Source organism: Leptothoe sp. LEGE 181152 (assembly GCF_032906605.1).
Lineage (GTDB): Bacteria > Cyanobacteriota > Cyanobacteriia > Phormidesmidales > Phormidesmidaceae > Leptothoe > Leptothoe turfae.
Genome location: NZ_JASATU010000039.1, coordinates 35,002 through 51,352 on the forward strand (window position 1 = coordinate 35,002; position 16,351 = coordinate 51,352).

Annotated in this window: 11 protein-coding genes; 7 read left to right on the top strand and 4 right to left on the bottom strand. The window is 49.4% G+C overall.

Features of this window, described 5'->3' with window-relative positions:
• The first annotated feature begins 202 nt into the window (after positions 1–202).
• The 7 genes from QGP82_RS21155 (at position 203) to QGP82_RS21185 (ending at position 10,798) form a co-directional block, all read left to right on the top strand.
• Positions 203–2,767, top strand: coding sequence for a TonB-dependent receptor domain-containing protein (locus tag QGP82_RS21155; protein WP_499060910.1), 2,565 nt, complete (start codon positions 203–205; stop codon positions 2,765–2,767).
• A gap of 90 nt (positions 2,768–2,857) precedes the next feature.
• Positions 2,858–3,847, top strand: coding sequence for an iron-siderophore ABC transporter substrate-binding protein (locus QGP82_RS21160; RefSeq protein ID WP_499060911.1), 990 nt, complete (start codon positions 2,858–2,860; stop codon positions 3,845–3,847).
• A gap of 120 nt (positions 3,848–3,967) precedes the next feature.
• Positions 3,968–5,230, top strand: coding sequence for an MFS transporter (locus QGP82_RS21165; RefSeq protein WP_499060912.1), 1,263 nt, complete (start codon positions 3,968–3,970; stop codon positions 5,228–5,230).
• 176 nt (positions 5,231–5,406) lie between these two features.
• Positions 5,407–6,408 (top strand): helix-turn-helix transcriptional regulator, encoded by a 1,002-nt coding sequence (locus QGP82_RS21170; RefSeq protein ID WP_499060913.1) that lies wholly within the window; start codon positions 5,407–5,409, stop codon positions 6,406–6,408.
• Positions 6,409–6,575: 167 nt separating this feature from the next.
• Positions 6,576–8,738 (top strand): TonB-dependent siderophore receptor, encoded by a 2,163-nt coding sequence (locus tag QGP82_RS21175; protein ID WP_499060914.1) that lies wholly within the window; start codon positions 6,576–6,578, stop codon positions 8,736–8,738.
• Positions 8,739–9,170: 432 nt separating this feature from the next.
• Positions 9,171–10,457: an MFS transporter gene (locus QGP82_RS21180; protein ID WP_499060915.1), complete on the top strand. Its 1,287-nt coding sequence runs from the start codon at positions 9,171–9,173 to the stop codon at positions 10,455–10,457.
• Positions 10,458–10,483: 26 nt separating this feature from the next.
• Entirely contained in the window at positions 10,484–10,798 is a 315-nt protein-coding gene (locus QGP82_RS21185) for a DUF2470 domain-containing protein (RefSeq protein ID WP_499060916.1), read from the top strand.
• Between the two features lie 33 nt (positions 10,799–10,831).
• On the opposite strand, the gene QGP82_RS21190 is transcribed toward QGP82_RS21185, so the two are convergent.
• From QGP82_RS21190 to QGP82_RS21205, 4 genes are all read right to left on the bottom strand, one after another.
• Positions 10,832–12,592 (bottom strand): ATP-binding cassette domain-containing protein, encoded by a 1,761-nt coding sequence (locus QGP82_RS21190; RefSeq protein WP_499060930.1) that lies wholly within the window; start codon positions 12,590–12,592, stop codon positions 10,832–10,834.
• Positions 12,489–12,755 (bottom strand): hypothetical protein, encoded by a 267-nt coding sequence (locus tag QGP82_RS21195; protein WP_499060917.1) that lies wholly within the window; start codon positions 12,753–12,755, stop codon positions 12,489–12,491. The genes QGP82_RS21190 and QGP82_RS21195 overlap by 104 nt, the downstream gene beginning before the upstream one ends.
• Positions 12,756–12,871: 116 nt before the next feature.
• Positions 12,872–13,864 carry an ABC transporter substrate-binding protein gene (locus QGP82_RS21200; protein ID WP_499060918.1) on the bottom strand — a complete coding sequence of 331 codons (993 nt, stop codon included), beginning with the start codon at positions 13,862–13,864 and terminating at the stop codon, positions 12,872–12,874.
• Between the two features lie 3 nt (positions 13,865–13,867).
• Positions 13,868–16,348: a TonB-dependent siderophore receptor gene (locus tag QGP82_RS21205; protein ID WP_499060919.1), complete on the bottom strand. Its 2,481-nt coding sequence runs from the start codon at positions 16,346–16,348 to the stop codon at positions 13,868–13,870.
• Between the last annotated feature and the right edge of the window lie 3 nt (positions 16,349–16,351).

Sequence of the window (16,351 nt, forward strand, 5' to 3'; positions counted from 1 at the left end):
TCAGTTAGAGTCAAAGTCCCTCGCCCCGCGGCAGAGGGATTTAGGGTGAGGGCTAACAGGGCGTGATTTTTCCGCCAATCCCTAACGTCAGCAGAAAGATCCCGCTAGGAATGGAAAAGATCCCGCTAGGAACTGACACCGATCACCTCTCTCCGTAAAAATACTCACACTTGAGAATAATTTGCATCTGGTGTGGGGCACAATGGATATTCAAAATCGGCTGAGGCGACGTCTAGGACCGCAGTGTTTGGGTCTAATGGTGGCCCTAGCAGGGGGTTTAGTTGGCGCATTGACACTGTCTGCTGCTGCCCAGGCAAATCAGGGGCTACCTATTGCTGACCAGATGGCGCAGATCGAGACAGTGCAAATTACCGATGTACGGGTGAAAGCCACCGATGCAGGTTTGCAGGTGGTGCTAGAGACAGCGGATGGCACCCTGGCCGAGCCGACTACATCAGTTTCAGGTGACGCGCTGATTTTAGAAATCTCCAACGCGGTACTGCTGAGAGACAGTTTTGAAGAATTTGGCCCAGCGGAAGGCATTGCTGTGGTGCAGGTGTCGGCGTTGCCTGATGGTGGGGTTGAGGTCTCGATTACAGGCACCGATGCTCCACCGGAGGCTCAAGTCAGCGCAGACACGGGCAATCTGATACTGAGCGTCACACCAGGAGTAACCACTTCATTGGTTGCCGATGAGAATGCGATTCAACTCATTGTGACAGCTACGCGAACAGAGGAAAACATTTTAGATGTGCCGCGATCAGTAACCGTCGTGACCCGTGAGGACATCGAGAATCAAAGCCAGCTCACGACTAACCTGATTGACATTTTGGGCCAGACCGTGCCCGGTCTGGGACCACCGACTCAGAACTTTAGAGACTTTCCCCAAACGCTGCGGGGACGAGGAGTTCAGGTATTGATTGACGGTGTGCCCATCAGCACCAACCAGAATACAGCAGGAGCTTCTGTTCTCAGGAGCATTTCACCCAGCGCAATTGAGCAAATTGAGGTGGTTCGGGGACCCTCTGCTGCTTTTGGCGAAGGAGCAACGGGCGGCGTCATTAATATCATTACCCGTCGCCCAACCGAAGCTGGCCTCAGCCAATTTATCGAAACGCGCGTCAACTCTCGTGGCGACTTTGATGAAGATAGCTTTGGGGCTTATGTCGAGTACGGAGTGTCTGGCACTTCAGGCCAGTACGACTATCTCATTAACCTCTCAACGGAGGGCATTGGTTTTGCCTTTGATGGGGATGGCGATCGCATTCCCGGCGCAGGTAATGCGATAGAAAACGCTCGGAACTTTAACATTCTTGGAAAATTTGGCGTAGAGGCTGAAGATCAGCGCTTCCAGGTTAGTTTAAATTACTTTGACGAAGACAGTAGTCCAGATTTCATTAACGACCCCGATGTTGATAACGATCCAACCGCGACCAAGGCTCGTGCTGAAGAAATTGATTTAGACTGTATTGATGTTGAGTGTGGCGACGCTCGGCGATATATCAGCACCAGCCTCAACTACAGCCACGCAGACATTTTAGGTGGCGAGTTAAGGCTGCAAGGGTTTTACAGAAGCAACGACAATTTCTTTGGCGTTCCCTTTGAAGATAGAAGTAGCGGCTCCTTTATCGTTGGTCGGCAAGAGTCCGATCGTTTTGGCGGTAGGGTTGAACTTGAAACGCCATTTTCTGAGACTTTTGATGTGCTATGGGGGCTAGACTACAGCAATGAAGAATCTTCTCAGCCCTATCAGGTGCTTACGGATGAGTTTGTTACCAGTGGATTTCGAGTCGCTCGTCTGGCCGAGGACGTTGTCTTTACACCACCCTACACTGTCGAAAATGTTGGCTTGTTTGCCCAGGCCCAATGGGATATGAGCCCTAACTGGCTGTTGAGCGGTGGTGTGCGGTACGAAAACATTGGCTTGGATGTGGATGACTACACCGCCAGGCTGTTTCGGACAACGCCTGTATCCGTTGAAGGCGGCGGCATCAATGCGGACGATGTGGTGTTCAATGTTGGTACGGTCTACGATATCACCGATGAGTTAAACGTATTTGCTAACTTTTCTCAGGGCTTTGGGGTGCCTGATTTTGGTCGTGTGCTACGCAGTCCTGCCGACGGGTTTACCTCTCTAGAAGACGATCTGGTGTTTACGGCTCCTCAGAAAGTCAACAACTATGAGCTCGGGGTGCGCGGACAGTGGCAAGATGTACAGTTTTCGCTAGCTGGCTTTTATAGCGATTCAGAGCTTGGTGTGAGAACAGAGACTTTTGCCATTGGCGATGTCCGAATTTCGCGTGCGCCCCAGCGCAATTACGGGGTTGAAGCTACAGTTGACTGGCAGCCCAGCGATAACTGGCAACTGGGCAGCATTTTTAGTTGGAATGAGGGGGAAAGCAAGCCAGATGACAATGGTGACTTTATTGCCATCAGAACAGCAGATGTTCAGCCCCTGAAAATTACAACGTATGTTGAAAACAACACTTTACCGGGCTGGCGAAATCGCCTCCAAGGACTCTACGTAGGCAGTAGAGATCGGGGATTTGATGCAGGTGTCGATGCCGTGGCAACTGATAGCTACTTTGTGTTGGACTATATCAGCAGCATTGATTTGGGTTTTGGTTCTGTTCAACTTGGTATTCACAATCTGCTTGATACACAGTATTTTGCAATTGGTGACCAAATATTTGCCCCATTCTCTCTGACTAATCGGCGAGCAGCACCTGGCAGAACCTTTAGTATTGGCTATCGTGTGGAATTTTAGGCTCTGGGCCAGTTTCTGGGGGAGATGTGGGGTAGCCCTGTACCTGATATCTCTCTTTTCTTATGGTCTTTGGTAGCGCGGGAGATGTATGTGAACATAATTGAACTGGGTAAACAAAATCGGTGGCTGCTGCTTGCAGTAGCGGCATGTTTTCTGGTCTCTGCCTGCTGTGGTGTCTTCTCGATTAACACGCCGAGTCCTTCAGACACGGTTCCAGCCGCAGCAGAGTGTCAAACCATCCAGCATGATTTGGGTGAAACCTGTGTTCCGAATAATCCGCAGCGCCTGGTTGCCACAGACGGAATTGCGCTAGAGGTGCTGTTGGCGCTAGATCGTAAGCCGCTCGCAGCAGCAGAGCCTAACCGGGTCAGCAGTCGAGCGCGTCACCTAAAAGGAAAAACCGAAGGAGTTGATTCACTTGGAAAAGAGAGTTCACCAAGTTTGGAAAAGCTGGTGCAGCTTAATCCTGATATGATTCTGGGGTTCAACGTCTCCTCTGAGAATTATGAACTCTTTTCCCAGGTTGCGCCGACAGTCTCGTTTGAATATACCCAGATTGGTTGGAAAGACGAACTCCTGCGCTCTGGGGAGGCTATCGGCAACCGTCAGCGGGCGGAACAACTACTAGCTGAGTATCAGGCTCGAATTCAGGACTTTCAAACAGCGATGGGGGAGCGCCTTGAGCAGACTGAGGTTTCGGTCGTTCGCTTTTATACAGAAGCAAGCAACACCGAGTTTCGTCCAAAATTTTCTTTCCCTGGCAGTGTTTTAGAGGATATGGGGTTGCCCAGACCCGCTGCCCAAAGTGGACCTGAAGAATTCTTTGTTAAGGTCTCGCTGGAGCAACTGGAGCGCCTGGATGGAGACGTGATTTTTGCTGCCCTCGATCCAGGTGCAGAAAAGTCCTTTGAGACCTTCCAGAGTAACCCTCTATGGCAAAATCTTGAAGCTGTGAAAAATGATCGGGTATACATCGTAGATTCGGGATATTGGATTTTTGGCAATATTCTTGCGGCCAATGCAATTCTCGAGGATCTTTTCAACTATCTGCTCCCAGCAGTGGACAGCGGGCATGGGTAATGTTTCTCGGCTGCCGGGGGTCTTAGTGCGTGGCTAAAGGTATGAGAGAGAATCTAAATTAATGAGATTAAGCAAAGCGCACCAATACTTTTCGCTAATTGCTGCAACATAACTCGCGTTATGCGTACCTTCATCATCGTCTGGTTCGGTCAGCTGATTTCAACCGTCGGCAGCTACATGACCGAGTTTGCCCTGATCCTCTGGGCATGGAATCTCACCGGCTCCACAACGGCCCTGGCACTGGTGGGCTTTTTCTCTCAACTGCCGCGTATTCCTATCACACTGTTTGCTGGAGTTGTTGTTGACTGCTACAGTCGCAAACGGTTAATGATACTTGGAGACAGCATCGCCGCCCTCTCCACCCTGGGCATCGCCCTCCTTTACACCACCGACACCCTGCAAATCTGGCACCTGTACCTCGCCGCTGCCCTCAACGGCGGCTTTGGACAAATTCAAAGTCTCGCCTATCAGGCTTCCGTATCTCTGCTGGTTTCTAGAAACCAGCTTACTCGCGCCAACAGCCTACTGGCTTCAGTTCACTACGGCTCAGCCATTTTGGGGCCAGCCCTGGCGGGACTACTTTATCCGCTGATTGGGCTTTTAGGTATTTTATGGCTTGATCTGGTGACCTTTGGCAGTGCGATCGCACTCCTACTCACCTGCTCCATTCCCCAACCCCAGCCGGAAATCGAGCCCAAACCGCTTTGGTCACAACTCACCCTGGGCTTTCGCTATGTTTGGCAGCGGCCCAGTCTACGTGTGCTCTTGCTCATGACCACATTGTTCTGGTTTTTCCACGACCTGGGCGGAGCCGTCTACGACCCGATGATTTTGGCCCGCACCAACGGCAGTGCCCAAGCCCTCGCCAGTACCGGAGCAGCAGCGGGCATTGGCGGCGTTACCGGCGCGATTGTTCTCAGTGTTTGGAGTGGCCCAAAGCAGCGGGTGCGGAGTCTGCTAGCAGGCTTTATCGGAGCCGGTCTGAGCAAGACAGTATTTGGTCTGGGGCGGTCGCTCCAGGTATGGATTCCAGCTCAGTTTTGTTCATCTTTAAATTTTCCTCTGCTAGGTAGTTCTAAAAATGCCCTCTGGATGGAGTCGGTGCCCCCTGCCATCCAGGGGCGAGTGTTTGCAGCCAATTCGCTCACAGTTCAGAGCGTCAGTGCCCTAGGCGTACTGCTGGCCGGTCCTCTGGCCGACCGCCTACTAGAACCAGCGATGATGGGACGGCTGACGCTCTGGCTCCCCGGCTTTGGCAGCGGTCCTGGTACGGGTATGGCAGTTTTGTACACGGCCTGTGCCCTGGCTATGATGCTGGTGGGCATCGGTGGTTTTTTACTGCCCAGCATCAGGGAAATCGAATCTCCTCGCACTTACAACTGAAAGTAGAACGTCTGGGCAGGCATTTTACAAATTGACCGAGGATACCGATCTGTCTTTAATTCTGTAATGGGCGCTAGCTATGGTAAGTGTTTCCATCGATCCTTTAGATTTTTGGATAAAAATCACTTTTGAGAATGAATTGCAATAAGCTAAGCTTAATTGCTTGTGTTTATCCTATGGTGTTGCGTCATGTCGTCCCCAATGTTCGAGACTTATTTGAGGAATTAGACCAGCCCTCAAATGCTGGCTGTTTGGGGCAGCGACCTGAAGTATTTACCCTACCAGATAAATTTGGCAGAGGGTCGATTCAGAGGTGGCATCTGCGTCCAGGGTTAGATCTGATTATCAATGACTTAAACTTTCGAGACCAAATCGTAATTGAACGCAACCATCCAGTGGCGAAAACCTCCATTGGCATGAGTTTTTGCATGGCTGGACAGATGCAGATTGAGGGATCTGGTGCTGATGCAATGGTGCAATTTAAAGCTAAGCAAGCGAATCTAGGAGTTATCAACGACACCAAAGGCAACATCCGATATGAGGCCAATCAGCCTGTTTTGTTAGTTCATATCCATGTTCAGCCTGATGTGATTAATCTGACCACTGGAGAAGAGTTTCATCAGCTACCCCGCCAGCTACGCAATGCGATCGCAGGTATTGACGCAGCCTATCATCAAAGCTTTGCCATGACACCAGTCATGCAGGCAACCATACAACAGTTGCTCAACTGTCCATATCAGGGGTTTACTAAACAACTGTATGTAGAAAGTAAAGCGATAGAGCTGATTAGCCTATATTTTGAGCAATTATTGTCTGATCCTAGTTTGTTGAATGTTCAGTCTGATTTACTCTCAGATGAGAGAGATCGCATCGTCTATGCTAGGGATATTTTGCTAGCACAGGTGGCAAATCCACCCACATTATTAGAACTATCTCGGCAGGTGGGGCTGAATGATCGTAAACTCAAGCAGGGATTTCGTCAGGTATTTGGCACCACTGTATTTGGCTATTTGCGTAACTATCGCATGCAGCAGGCACAACACCTTTTGCTCAGTGCCAATAGCACCATTGCTGGTGTTGCCCAAGCGGTGGGCTATCGCAATCCTGAAGCCTTTAGTGTGGCTTTTCGGAGGGCCTTTGATATTAGCCCCAAAGCCTATCAGCTGAAGCAGCGCTAAAAGTCCGGCTAACAAAGAAAAAAAGTCCGGCTAACAAAGAAAACTAGAAATCTGGCTAGTTACTATTTCCTCCATTAGAAATTATTGCCCAGCAGTAATCGCAATGTGAGGAAATCATCATGACCAGGGACATGAGGCTATGGATATTGTCGCCATTCGTGATCAGTATGCTAAGTTGGCATCTACCCGCCAGAGCACAACCCGACACAACTGGCACCATAGACAATGAAGCAGGCGCAGTCACTCTCCAGCTAGCCCAGGATAGTCAGCCTGAACCAGAGCCATCTGACCCATCTCAGACAGAATCCTTGCGTATTTTAGTAACTGGTGATAACAACATTTACTATGCCCCTGAGACAAGTACGGGGATTGTCACCCCTATTTTAGAAAATCCCCAGTCTATTCAGGTGATTCCGCGACAGGTGCTCGACGATCAGCAGGTGCTAGGTCTCGATGAAGCCTTACGCAACATTGGCGGTGCCTCAGTCAGCTCAACAGAGGGTCGAGGCTTTCAGGTAAATCTACGTGGCTTTGCAGGAGTGCCGGTCTTTCGGGATGGATTTCGTCTCTTTAGCCCCAATGGCAATGGGGATGCCGCTGGACAGAATTTCCCAGAAATTGCCAATATTGAACGCATTGAAGTACTCAGAGGACCAGCGTCAGCTCAATTTGGCCAGATCGGTCCCGGTGGCGCTGTGAATGTGGTGACTAAAAAGCCGTTGGAGACTCCCTTCGCAGAGGCAGAATTTCAGATTGGCAACAATGGTCTGCTCAGACCCCGTGTAGATGTATCGGGGCCGCTGAGCGACAATGGAGATTTTTTATATCGCTTGAATGCAGTGTATACGAGCGAAGATGGGTTCCGAGACTTTGACCAGGATACTGAACAATTTTTTATATCACCTGCCCTTACCTGGAACATCAATGATCGCACCGACCTTAATCTACAGCTAGAGTACCTCAATGAGCAACGGCCTCTAGATACTGGCCTAGTAGCCTTTGGCGATGGATTGGCCGATATTCCCCGTGATCGTGTCCTCGGTGAACTCGACGATGAGATTTCTAGCGACTATTTTAGTGCCGGTTACACCCTAGAGCATCGGTTTAATGATAATTGGCAGCTGCGCAATGCCTTTCGCTATATCCGCGATGCTGACGATATTAGCGCCGCCCCCAGTTTTCCCTTTATTGGCGGGCTAGATGAGACAACTGGCACCCTCAATCGCGTCTTTGGTGAACAAAAAGTAAGTAACACAACCTACGCCCTACAAACCAATGCCGTGGGTGAATTTTCTACCGGGCCGATAGATCATACCCTGCTATTGGGAATTGATTTAGCCCGCTATGAACTCAAGTCAGAATCGTTTACGGACTTTTCATTACGGACACCAATTAACATCTTTGACCCGGTTTATGTTGCTGTGGCCAGGCCCGAGCGCAGCGATGAGATATTATCCGGGGATACCATTGACACAGACAGTCTCCGACTTTATGTGCAAGATCAAATCAAGCTTACAAACAACCTCAGTTTAGTGGCCGGATTGAGCTACGAAACTACTGAGCAGACAACAACCAACCTAATTGATGAGACCGAGTCAACCCTAAATGACGATGCCTTTACCCCCCTCATCGGCATCGTCTATCAGCCCCTGGAAACTGTCTCACTCTATGCTAACTATGCCCGTTCTTTTCTCCCCAATTCCGCCGTTACAATTTCAGGCGATCCCTTAGAACCTGAAGAAGGAGAGGGCTTTGAAGTGGGGATTAAAACAGAATTGTTAGATCGCCGTTTGTTAGCAACCCTGGCCTACTTTAACCTGACCAAACAAAATGTAGCCACAGCAGACCCCACCAATCCTCGCTTTTCTGTGGCCACAGGTGAGCAACAAAGCCAGGGAATAGAGCTAGATATCATCGGTGAGATTGCGCCCGGCTGGAATATTATTGGCTCCTATGCCTACATTGATACAGAGGTCACAGAAGATAATCGGTTTGATCCAGGGAATCGCTTACCCGGTATCCCCGAACATAGTGCCAGCTTATGGACCACCTATGAAATTCAATCGGGCGATCTATCCGGTCTTAGCTTTGGCCTTGGTTTTAACTGGGTCGGGGAACGACAAGGAGATTTAGCCAATAGCTTTGAACTAGATAGCTATTTTCTCACCAATGCAGCCATCTCCTATCAGCGTGATGACTGGCGATTCGCCCTCAATTTCAAAAACTTGTTTGATGTAGATTACATCACTGGCGCACCCCGCACCCGCACCCGAGGCATTGAACCAGGCGACCCATTTTCGGTCGTAGGATCTTTCAGCTATCGGTTTTAAGAGATCTCTTAACCAAATCTAGGAGGATAAATTAAACAACAGATTTACCTGCTGCTTATACGAAATCCTGATCAATGGCATTCGTTATCCCATAGCAGGCACAAGACCTGCCCCTACAAAGTTGTTTACTTAGAACCCATTAGAATGTCCGCAGAAACCGACTCAAAACCCATATAATTGCCCCCGCCGTACCCCCAACTTAGCGCCATTAGAGATAACCTAGTACGTTGGGTTGTAGGGCGGCGTTCCGGCCCTGCCCATGGGAAGCCCCGCATGCCATTTGGAATAACGTGACTACTTCCGGAAAGGGAACTCGGAGGGACCCCAATCAACACCTTTAACTCACCACCAATCGCCCAAACTGTAGCTTAAACTATGAGCCCAACTATTAACCAACCTCAAATATAAGCCCGTCTCTTTTGGAACAAATCCATGGTGCAAAACTTACCATCTACAGCCCCTCCCCGTATAAAGCCCTATGAAAAATTTGTATTACTAAGCAGTCTCTATACCTCTCAATTTTTACCCTCTGCGTTTTTCTTTCGGGCACTCCCCATTTTTATGCGCCAAGAGGGAGCTTCACTTGAGGTAATTGGATTACTCAGCCTGTTGACCCTACCGTGGATGTTCAAATTTCTCTGGGCTCCCCTGGTAGATCTCTATGGTTCTAAACGATGGGGCCATTACAAATCTTGGATTCTGACCACCCAAGGGTTGTTAGTGCTCACACTGCTCCTATGTGCCTCGATGAATGCTGCAGAACACCCCATATTCTTGTTTGGCATCATATTAGTGATTGCCACCCTGGCAGCTACCCAAGATATTGCTACCGATGCCCTAGCGGTTGGCTTATTAGCTCTCCATGAACGCGGTTGGGGCAATGGCATCCAAAGTGCAGGTCGCTCTATCGGCGGCATCTTAGGGGGAGGTGTCATGTTGTTGGCATTAAACCGAGTGGGCTGGACTACCAGTCTATGGATATTGGCCGGAGCTGTATTGTTAGCACTATTACCGTTGTTAGGCTATCAAGAGAATCCTTCAGTCTCTCGTCCCAAAGCAAAACAAAACACAACGGTTGCTCGCTCCTCCACAGCATCTATTCTGTCACCTGTATACCTGAAGAGATATGTGGGCACCTTGGTTAGCTTTGTGCATCGCCCCGGAGCCTGGATTTGGTTGATATTCATCGTGGTGTATGTGACTGGTGGCAGCATGGCCAGCACCATGTTTTCTCCCCTATTGGTGGATGTTGGTTTGTCCATGGCCGACATTGGTTGGATGAAGGGTATTGTCGGATCAGGGGCAGCCATTGTGGGCTCGCTGTTAGCGGGCGGACTGATTCAGCCATTGGGCCGTCGTCGGGCCTTGATCTGGTTTGGATTGCTGCAGGCAGTTGCGATCGCACTTCTGATACTACCCGCCATCGGCATTACTCACATTGTTGTTCTTTACATCGTCAGCAGCCTCGAAGTCTTTGCCCGCAGCCTCACCAGTACCGCCTTGTTTACCGTGATGATGGATAAAAGTCGCCGCGCCACTGCAGGCAGCGACTACACCCTACAATCATCAGCCTATATGGTCGGCCACCATGTGGGCATCCCGGCCCTAAGCGGATTTATTGCCGGTGCGGTGGGCTATACAGGCGTTTTTATCATCGGTATCTCGGTGTGTTTAGTCAGCCTATGGCTAGCCACAAAAGTTCTTAAAAAGTCTTACTAAAACAATCAAGATTGAGGAGATTGACCATGGCCAGTACCCCAAACAATCCCGATGGTGTTCCCCTGACCGAGAAACGACGGATTGCGATCGCAAATCATTTAAACCAAGACCATTTAGACGACATGCTAGCCTGCGTCAAAGCCCAAGAGGGAGCAGACTGGGTCGAACAGGTCCGTGTCATCAGCTTAGATACAGCAGGTATCAATCTAGAAGCTAGCGGTAGAGAACGGGTACACCCCTTACGGCTGGAGTTTCCGGTGCCGGTCATGGGAGCCCTGGCCTTTAAGCGCACCCTGGGCACCATGATTACTGAGAGCCGGGCCAAGTTAGGCTGGGAATAAACAATCTATAGGTAAACCTTGTTCACCTACAGATCAAGCAAAGAAATTATGGGGGCTGCCGACAAACGATACCTGACCCGATTCCAGCAGAACAATCTGGTCAGCGCGCTGCAGGATAACGGGACGATGAGAAACAGTGAGGTAGGTAGGCTCGTAAGGAAGTGGAGGTACGCCAGAATAAGAAAAGGGCTCAGCCACAGCTTTTTTCTCAAGCAAACCATCCCAGAGTTGTTGCTCGGTTTCCACATCCAGAGCGCTAGAAAGATCGTCAAAGATAAGTAGCTCAGACCGACGTAGAATCATACGAGCCGCTGCCAAACGTTGTTTTTGGCCACCAGAAAGACGAACACCGCGAGTGCCAATTGGGGTATCTAGCCCCTGGGGCATTTTAGCTAAATCTGGAGCGAAGGCAGCAACGGAGAGTGCCTGATTGAGCCGAGTTTTCAGGGACGGGCCTGTTTGCCCTAAGAGAAGATTTTCCCGTAAAGACGTGCTAAAGAGCTGGGGAATTTGTGGGGTATAGGCCACATGGGGGGGCACCAAAAAATTAGCTGGGTCGTGAATCTCTTGGCCGTTCCAGATGATTTTGCCGGACTGCCGGGGCAGTAAACAAAGGAGGACGCGGAGCAGGGTGGTCTTTCCAGCACCGACTGGCCCCGTAATTACGGTCAAGCTGCCGCGAGTCAGGGTAAAGGAAATGTTAGTAATCCCGGTGTCTCGTTGAGAATTGCCCTCAGGGTAATGATAGGTCAAACCTTTTAGCTGTAGTGTGTGTAGCGGTTGAACAGTTAGAGGCGGTGGCGGGACAGGCAGCGGCGATTGAGGCCCCAGGATAGGTTTGAGGTAAAGGGGAGAGGGCTGGGTGATGGGATGATTAACCAGCTCATCCATGCGCTCAAACGAGACTTCACTTTGCTGAACAATGGCGAAAAAACCGCCCAAAAAGGCAAAAAAGTAGGTAACAAAAGCAAGATAATAGACAAACAGGGCAAAATCACCCACGGTGAGGCTGTCCCCCAGGTTTTGGGCCGCCATCAACAGGATCAGACCAGTGCCTAGGCTGATAATGGTGCCAAAGCCAGCATTGAGCAGCGCGTTAAAGACCTGTTCTCGCACCTTGAACTGACGTCTGCGATCGCACCGTTGCTGCAGCTCATTGAGCATTGAAGCCTCGGCTCCAGCTACTTTAACAGCCTGGACAGCGGTAAACAGTTCGCCAATTAACCCTGTGACTTGTTGAGTCGCCTGACGACTGTTGCGGCGATAGCGTTTGAGCCGATGTTCGGCCCGATGGACGAGAAATGAGATAGCACATAGGGGCAGAAATACCAGCAGGGTCATTCTGGCATTGACGCTGAGCAGCAGCCCGACAGACACTAGGGCAAATACGGTTTCTGCAAAAATCTCATTGGTAAAAACAACCGTATTTTCAATGTGAGTAGCATCATCACGAAAGTAGCTAAGCAACTCTCCAGGCGATGTCTTTTGGCTCTCCGCCAGCTCAGCTCCAGGCCGGTTTAGCAGACCCAACAGCAAGTTATGACGTACCAAGCCGCTCATCAGAAAACGATGTTGAGTTTTGGTAATGCGTCCGAGAAAAATGGTAACAATTCGTGCTATTCCTATCGCCAGCAGCAGACCGATCCAGACCCAGGGAGATTCGCGAGCTGAGGTTTGCTCAGTTAGGCCATTAAAGAATTGTTGGATGAGTAGACCAGGTACGATAGGCAGCCCGACGATGCCGAGCCACAGTAGCGTATCGACCCAGTAAAGACGCTGGGCATAGCGAATCATTTGCCAAAGGCGTTGGTAGATAGGCATGGGGAAGGGGGGATGCGGGCAATCCGACATGGACGCAGCTTAGCAGGTAGCGGTTGGCAGGCACCATGCCATCGTCGCTGTCGAGATAGAGTTCGCTGGCAATCAGCAGATCAGCCGCACTGTCGGTAGAGGGCAAATCGCAAAAGAGATAGGTGGTTTTGCAGTGGCAACAAACGCGATCGTGCAGGCACAATACCTACGATAAGCTTCGCTAACGCAAATACACAAACATCCCGTAGTCTCAATAGCCAACTAGCTCTCTTCTAAAAGATATTTGAACAGATCGTCAAGGACGGCGTTTGCTGCAATTGGTCCACTCCCAATCCAATACTCACCAGGAACTTCATATACTTGGTCTTGCTGTACCGCTGATAGCGTTGACCATAGCGGATCTGCCTTAAGTTGTGCTTTGGCATACTGTGCGTTTTGAGCAATCTCATCACGGTGCCCAAAGGTCCAGAGAAAGATAGCATCTCCGTCCATCTCAGGTATTTTTTCCTTGCTTACCTCATATTGAATCTGATTGCCAAAGAGAGTTCCTGCCTCTGATGCCGTCAGGTTCTGAGATGGTGGACGAGATAGGCCAGCATCAGCGATAACCGTGCCACAAAACGAGTCTGCAAGGTAGAGATTAATCTGAGTTGGATACACCCGCACAACCGAAACCTCAGTTTCAGCAGCACGAACTCCCATTTGTTGCTGAAATGCTTGAGCCCGCTCGTAATAGCGCTCAATCACCTGCTCAGCTTTCTCAGTTTTGCCAAGCGTTGCACCATACTGCATGAAGACATCTTTCCACTGCCCACTGTAGTCATCTTGAATGACCACCGTCGGAGCAATATTCGACAATAGATCGTAGTTAACATTGAGATAACTACCACCGATAATCAGGTCCGGCTTGAGCTCTAAAATCCGTTCGAAGTTGGGAGTGTCGTCTCCACCAACATCCTCAATACCATCAACCCCATCCTGCAGGTAAAAATTAGCCTGAGCCGCACCATCACTGGCAATCGGCTTGATTCCCAAACTCAACGCGTAGTCTAGCCCAGTTAAGTCAACGATCCGCTGGGGACTATTGGGCACACAGGTTTCACCCGCAAGGTGATTAATCCAGTGACAATCAGTAGCCGTTTGGTCGACGCTGGGGGCATTTCCCTCCTGGCAGGCCATCAAGATGCAGGCCCCAAACACCCCTAATAGAAAGAACGATAGCGCGCGTGATACTCTAGTCTGAAAAAACAGCATAGCCTAAAAAGTGATTGCAAAAGAGGCCGACAAACCAAAGGGAGCTCCTGGATTTGCAGACAACCGTGACCCGAAACTAGTAGACGTAAAGTAATCGATATCAAAGAGATTTTCAAAATTGAGCTGAGCCCTCCAGTTATCTCGTTTATAAAACAGAGCAGCATCGGTGCGGAGGTAGTCCGATAAGGTAAAGGTATTGTCTGTATCACCCTGTCGCTCACCAACATAGAACAGGCCCAGCCCAGCCCCTAGTCCAGCTAAGTCTCCTTGTTCAATTTCATAGGTTGTCCATAGGCTAAACTGATTCTCTGGTACGTTAGCTAGACGGTTCCCTTCAATATCAGTCGTATCTTCACTGATAAAAGCGTCTAAATAGTTATAGGCAGCTGTTACATTCCAACCGGGCAAAATCTCACCATTAAGATTTAGATCGATCCCTCGACTGGCAACTTCTCCAGTCTGTATCGAAAATAAAGGATCGTCGGGATCGGAAACCACAACATTTTGCCGACGAATATCAAACGCAGCTAGTGTCACACTAAGGCGATTGGTTATGTCAGCTTTTACACCAACCTCAAACTGTCTCCCTTCTTCAGGCTCAAAGGTAGATCCGTCTCCATTCAAAAAGCCTGCACCATTAGGAACAAACGAAGTTGTATAAGAGGCATATAGCGAAATAGGTTCAATTGGCTTATAAACAATACCTAGTCTGGGAGTAAAGGCCTCATTTTGATCCTCAAACTCTTGCCTGGGTTCACCTAAATTCTGCTCCGTTCGAAACTCATCCACATAGTCAAACCGCAGGCCTGCCAGCAAAATTAGCTCTGGAGTAATGTCAATTTGATCTTGAATATAGGCACTAATCGTATCTACATTATCATCTCGAAAAAAGTCGGGTTCTTGCTCAAACGGTTCGTTAGTATAGACGGGGTCAAACGCGTTGATTGACGCATAAGGATCCCCAAATTGAAAAGCCGGATCTTCGGTATTGTAACGGTATTCAAGCCCGAATAAAAGCTGATGCTCAATCGCGCCCGTATTAAATTGACCAAGCAGTTCAGCATTAGTAAAAAATCTTTGATAGGTACCCTCTGCAAAGTAGGCGCTTCGCTCGATATCACCCGTAACATCATCAAAGGAGTCCACAAATACCGTGTATCTTTCTGGGTCGTACTGTAGATATTGTGAGCTATGTCTCACAGACCAGTTATCACTAAAATCATGGTTTAATCTATATCCAATACTGAACTGATCTTGGGTAAAGTCACCAAATTCTTCATTGAGAAATCGATCTCGAGGAACATCAATGGGATTCCCATTACTGTCGAAAGGGATACCTTCATCTATTGTTTCGCGATCGTAGGTATACTGCCCGTACACATCTAGCGACGTATTTGGTCCAATATCCCAGGCAACAACGGGAGAAACCTGCAGTCGCTCACCATCGACAAAGTCACGAAAGCTGCCATAATTTTCATAGGACAGATTCAATCGATATCGGACATCGCTGGCCTCGGTAAGTGGTCCTGATAAATCCAATGCCCCACTGTAGGAGTCAAAACTACCTGCACTGGCTGAAATTTCGTAAAAAGGTTCGCTCAGCGGCTGTTTAGACACTAAATTGACAACGCCACCAGGGTTGCCCTGACCAAATAAAACCGATGCTGGCCCCTTTAATACTTCAATTCTCTCTACATCGTTGGTACTTAAGGGACCTAAAGAAAATGCCGAAATGCCATCGCGAAAAATAGTGTCGTTCAGTCGAAACCCGCGAATGAGAAGGTTGGGGCCGATAAAGCTGGTTCCTCGACCTCCAGCATCCACAATGCCTCCAGTAGTTTCCAAGGCATCACCAAGCTCAGTCACGTTGCGATCTTCGAGCACTTGCTCAGGGATAACCTGAATTGAAAAAGGGGTATCTCGTATGGGTGTATCTGTGCCTGTGGCTGTAGTAGCGTTGGTCGGATTGTAACCCTCGTCTTCATCTCCGGTCACTACAAGTCTCAACGGCTCGCTGGTGACATCCGCCTGGGCAACTCCTGGTGTCACAGATAGAGCCAAACTCCCCTCGACAACGATCACGTCTGCTACTGGCGGTGCATCCGCACCTGTGATCGAAACTTCTACTCGATTGCCTGAGCGTTCTGTTACCTGCACTACGGCAATTCCCTCAGCGGGTTCAAACTGAAGAAATTCATCGCTGTCTGCCAACACCGCATTGGGTATTTCAATAATCAATGCATTGCCGGAAGTCGTCGTTCTTGGTGTTGTGACCTCACCGCTGGCAGTGTCTAAAACAACCTGCAACCCAGTTTCAGTGTTCTCAACTTGCACTCCAGTAATCTGTACCAGTCCAGCTTGAGCAATCTGGTTGGTAGCCTGGGTCGTCATCCCAACGCCATCGGTATCAGCTTTAACCTCAATAGCAGGTAGAGCAACCAGCAAAGCGCCAGTCACCATTAGCACTTGTTGTCGATTTAGCATTCT

Coding starts and splice junctions, on each gene's coding strand:
- QGP82_RS21170 (WP_499060913.1), top strand. CDS start 5,407: ATGGTGTTGCGTCATGTCGTCCCCAATGTTCGAGACTTATTTGAGGAA.
- QGP82_RS21200 (WP_499060918.1), bottom strand. CDS start 13,864: ATGCTGTTTTTTCAGACTAGAGTATCACGCGCGCTATCGTTCTTTCTA.
- QGP82_RS21180 (WP_499060915.1), top strand. CDS start 9,171: ATGGTGCAAAACTTACCATCTACAGCCCCTCCCCGTATAAAGCCCTAT.
- QGP82_RS21185 (WP_499060916.1), top strand. CDS start 10,484: ATGGCCAGTACCCCAAACAATCCCGATGGTGTTCCCCTGACCGAGAAA.
- QGP82_RS21205 (WP_499060919.1), bottom strand. CDS start 16,348: ATGCTAAATCGACAACAAGTGCTAATGGTGACTGGCGCTTTGCTGGTT.
- QGP82_RS21190 (WP_499060930.1), bottom strand. CDS start 12,592: ATGATTCGCTATGCCCAGCGTCTTTACTGGGTCGATACGCTACTGTGG.
- QGP82_RS21175 (WP_499060914.1), top strand. CDS start 6,576: ATGCTAAGTTGGCATCTACCCGCCAGAGCACAACCCGACACAACTGGC.
- QGP82_RS21165 (WP_499060912.1), top strand. CDS start 3,968: ATGCGTACCTTCATCATCGTCTGGTTCGGTCAGCTGATTTCAACCGTC.
- QGP82_RS21155 (WP_499060910.1), top strand. CDS start 203: ATGGATATTCAAAATCGGCTGAGGCGACGTCTAGGACCGCAGTGTTTG.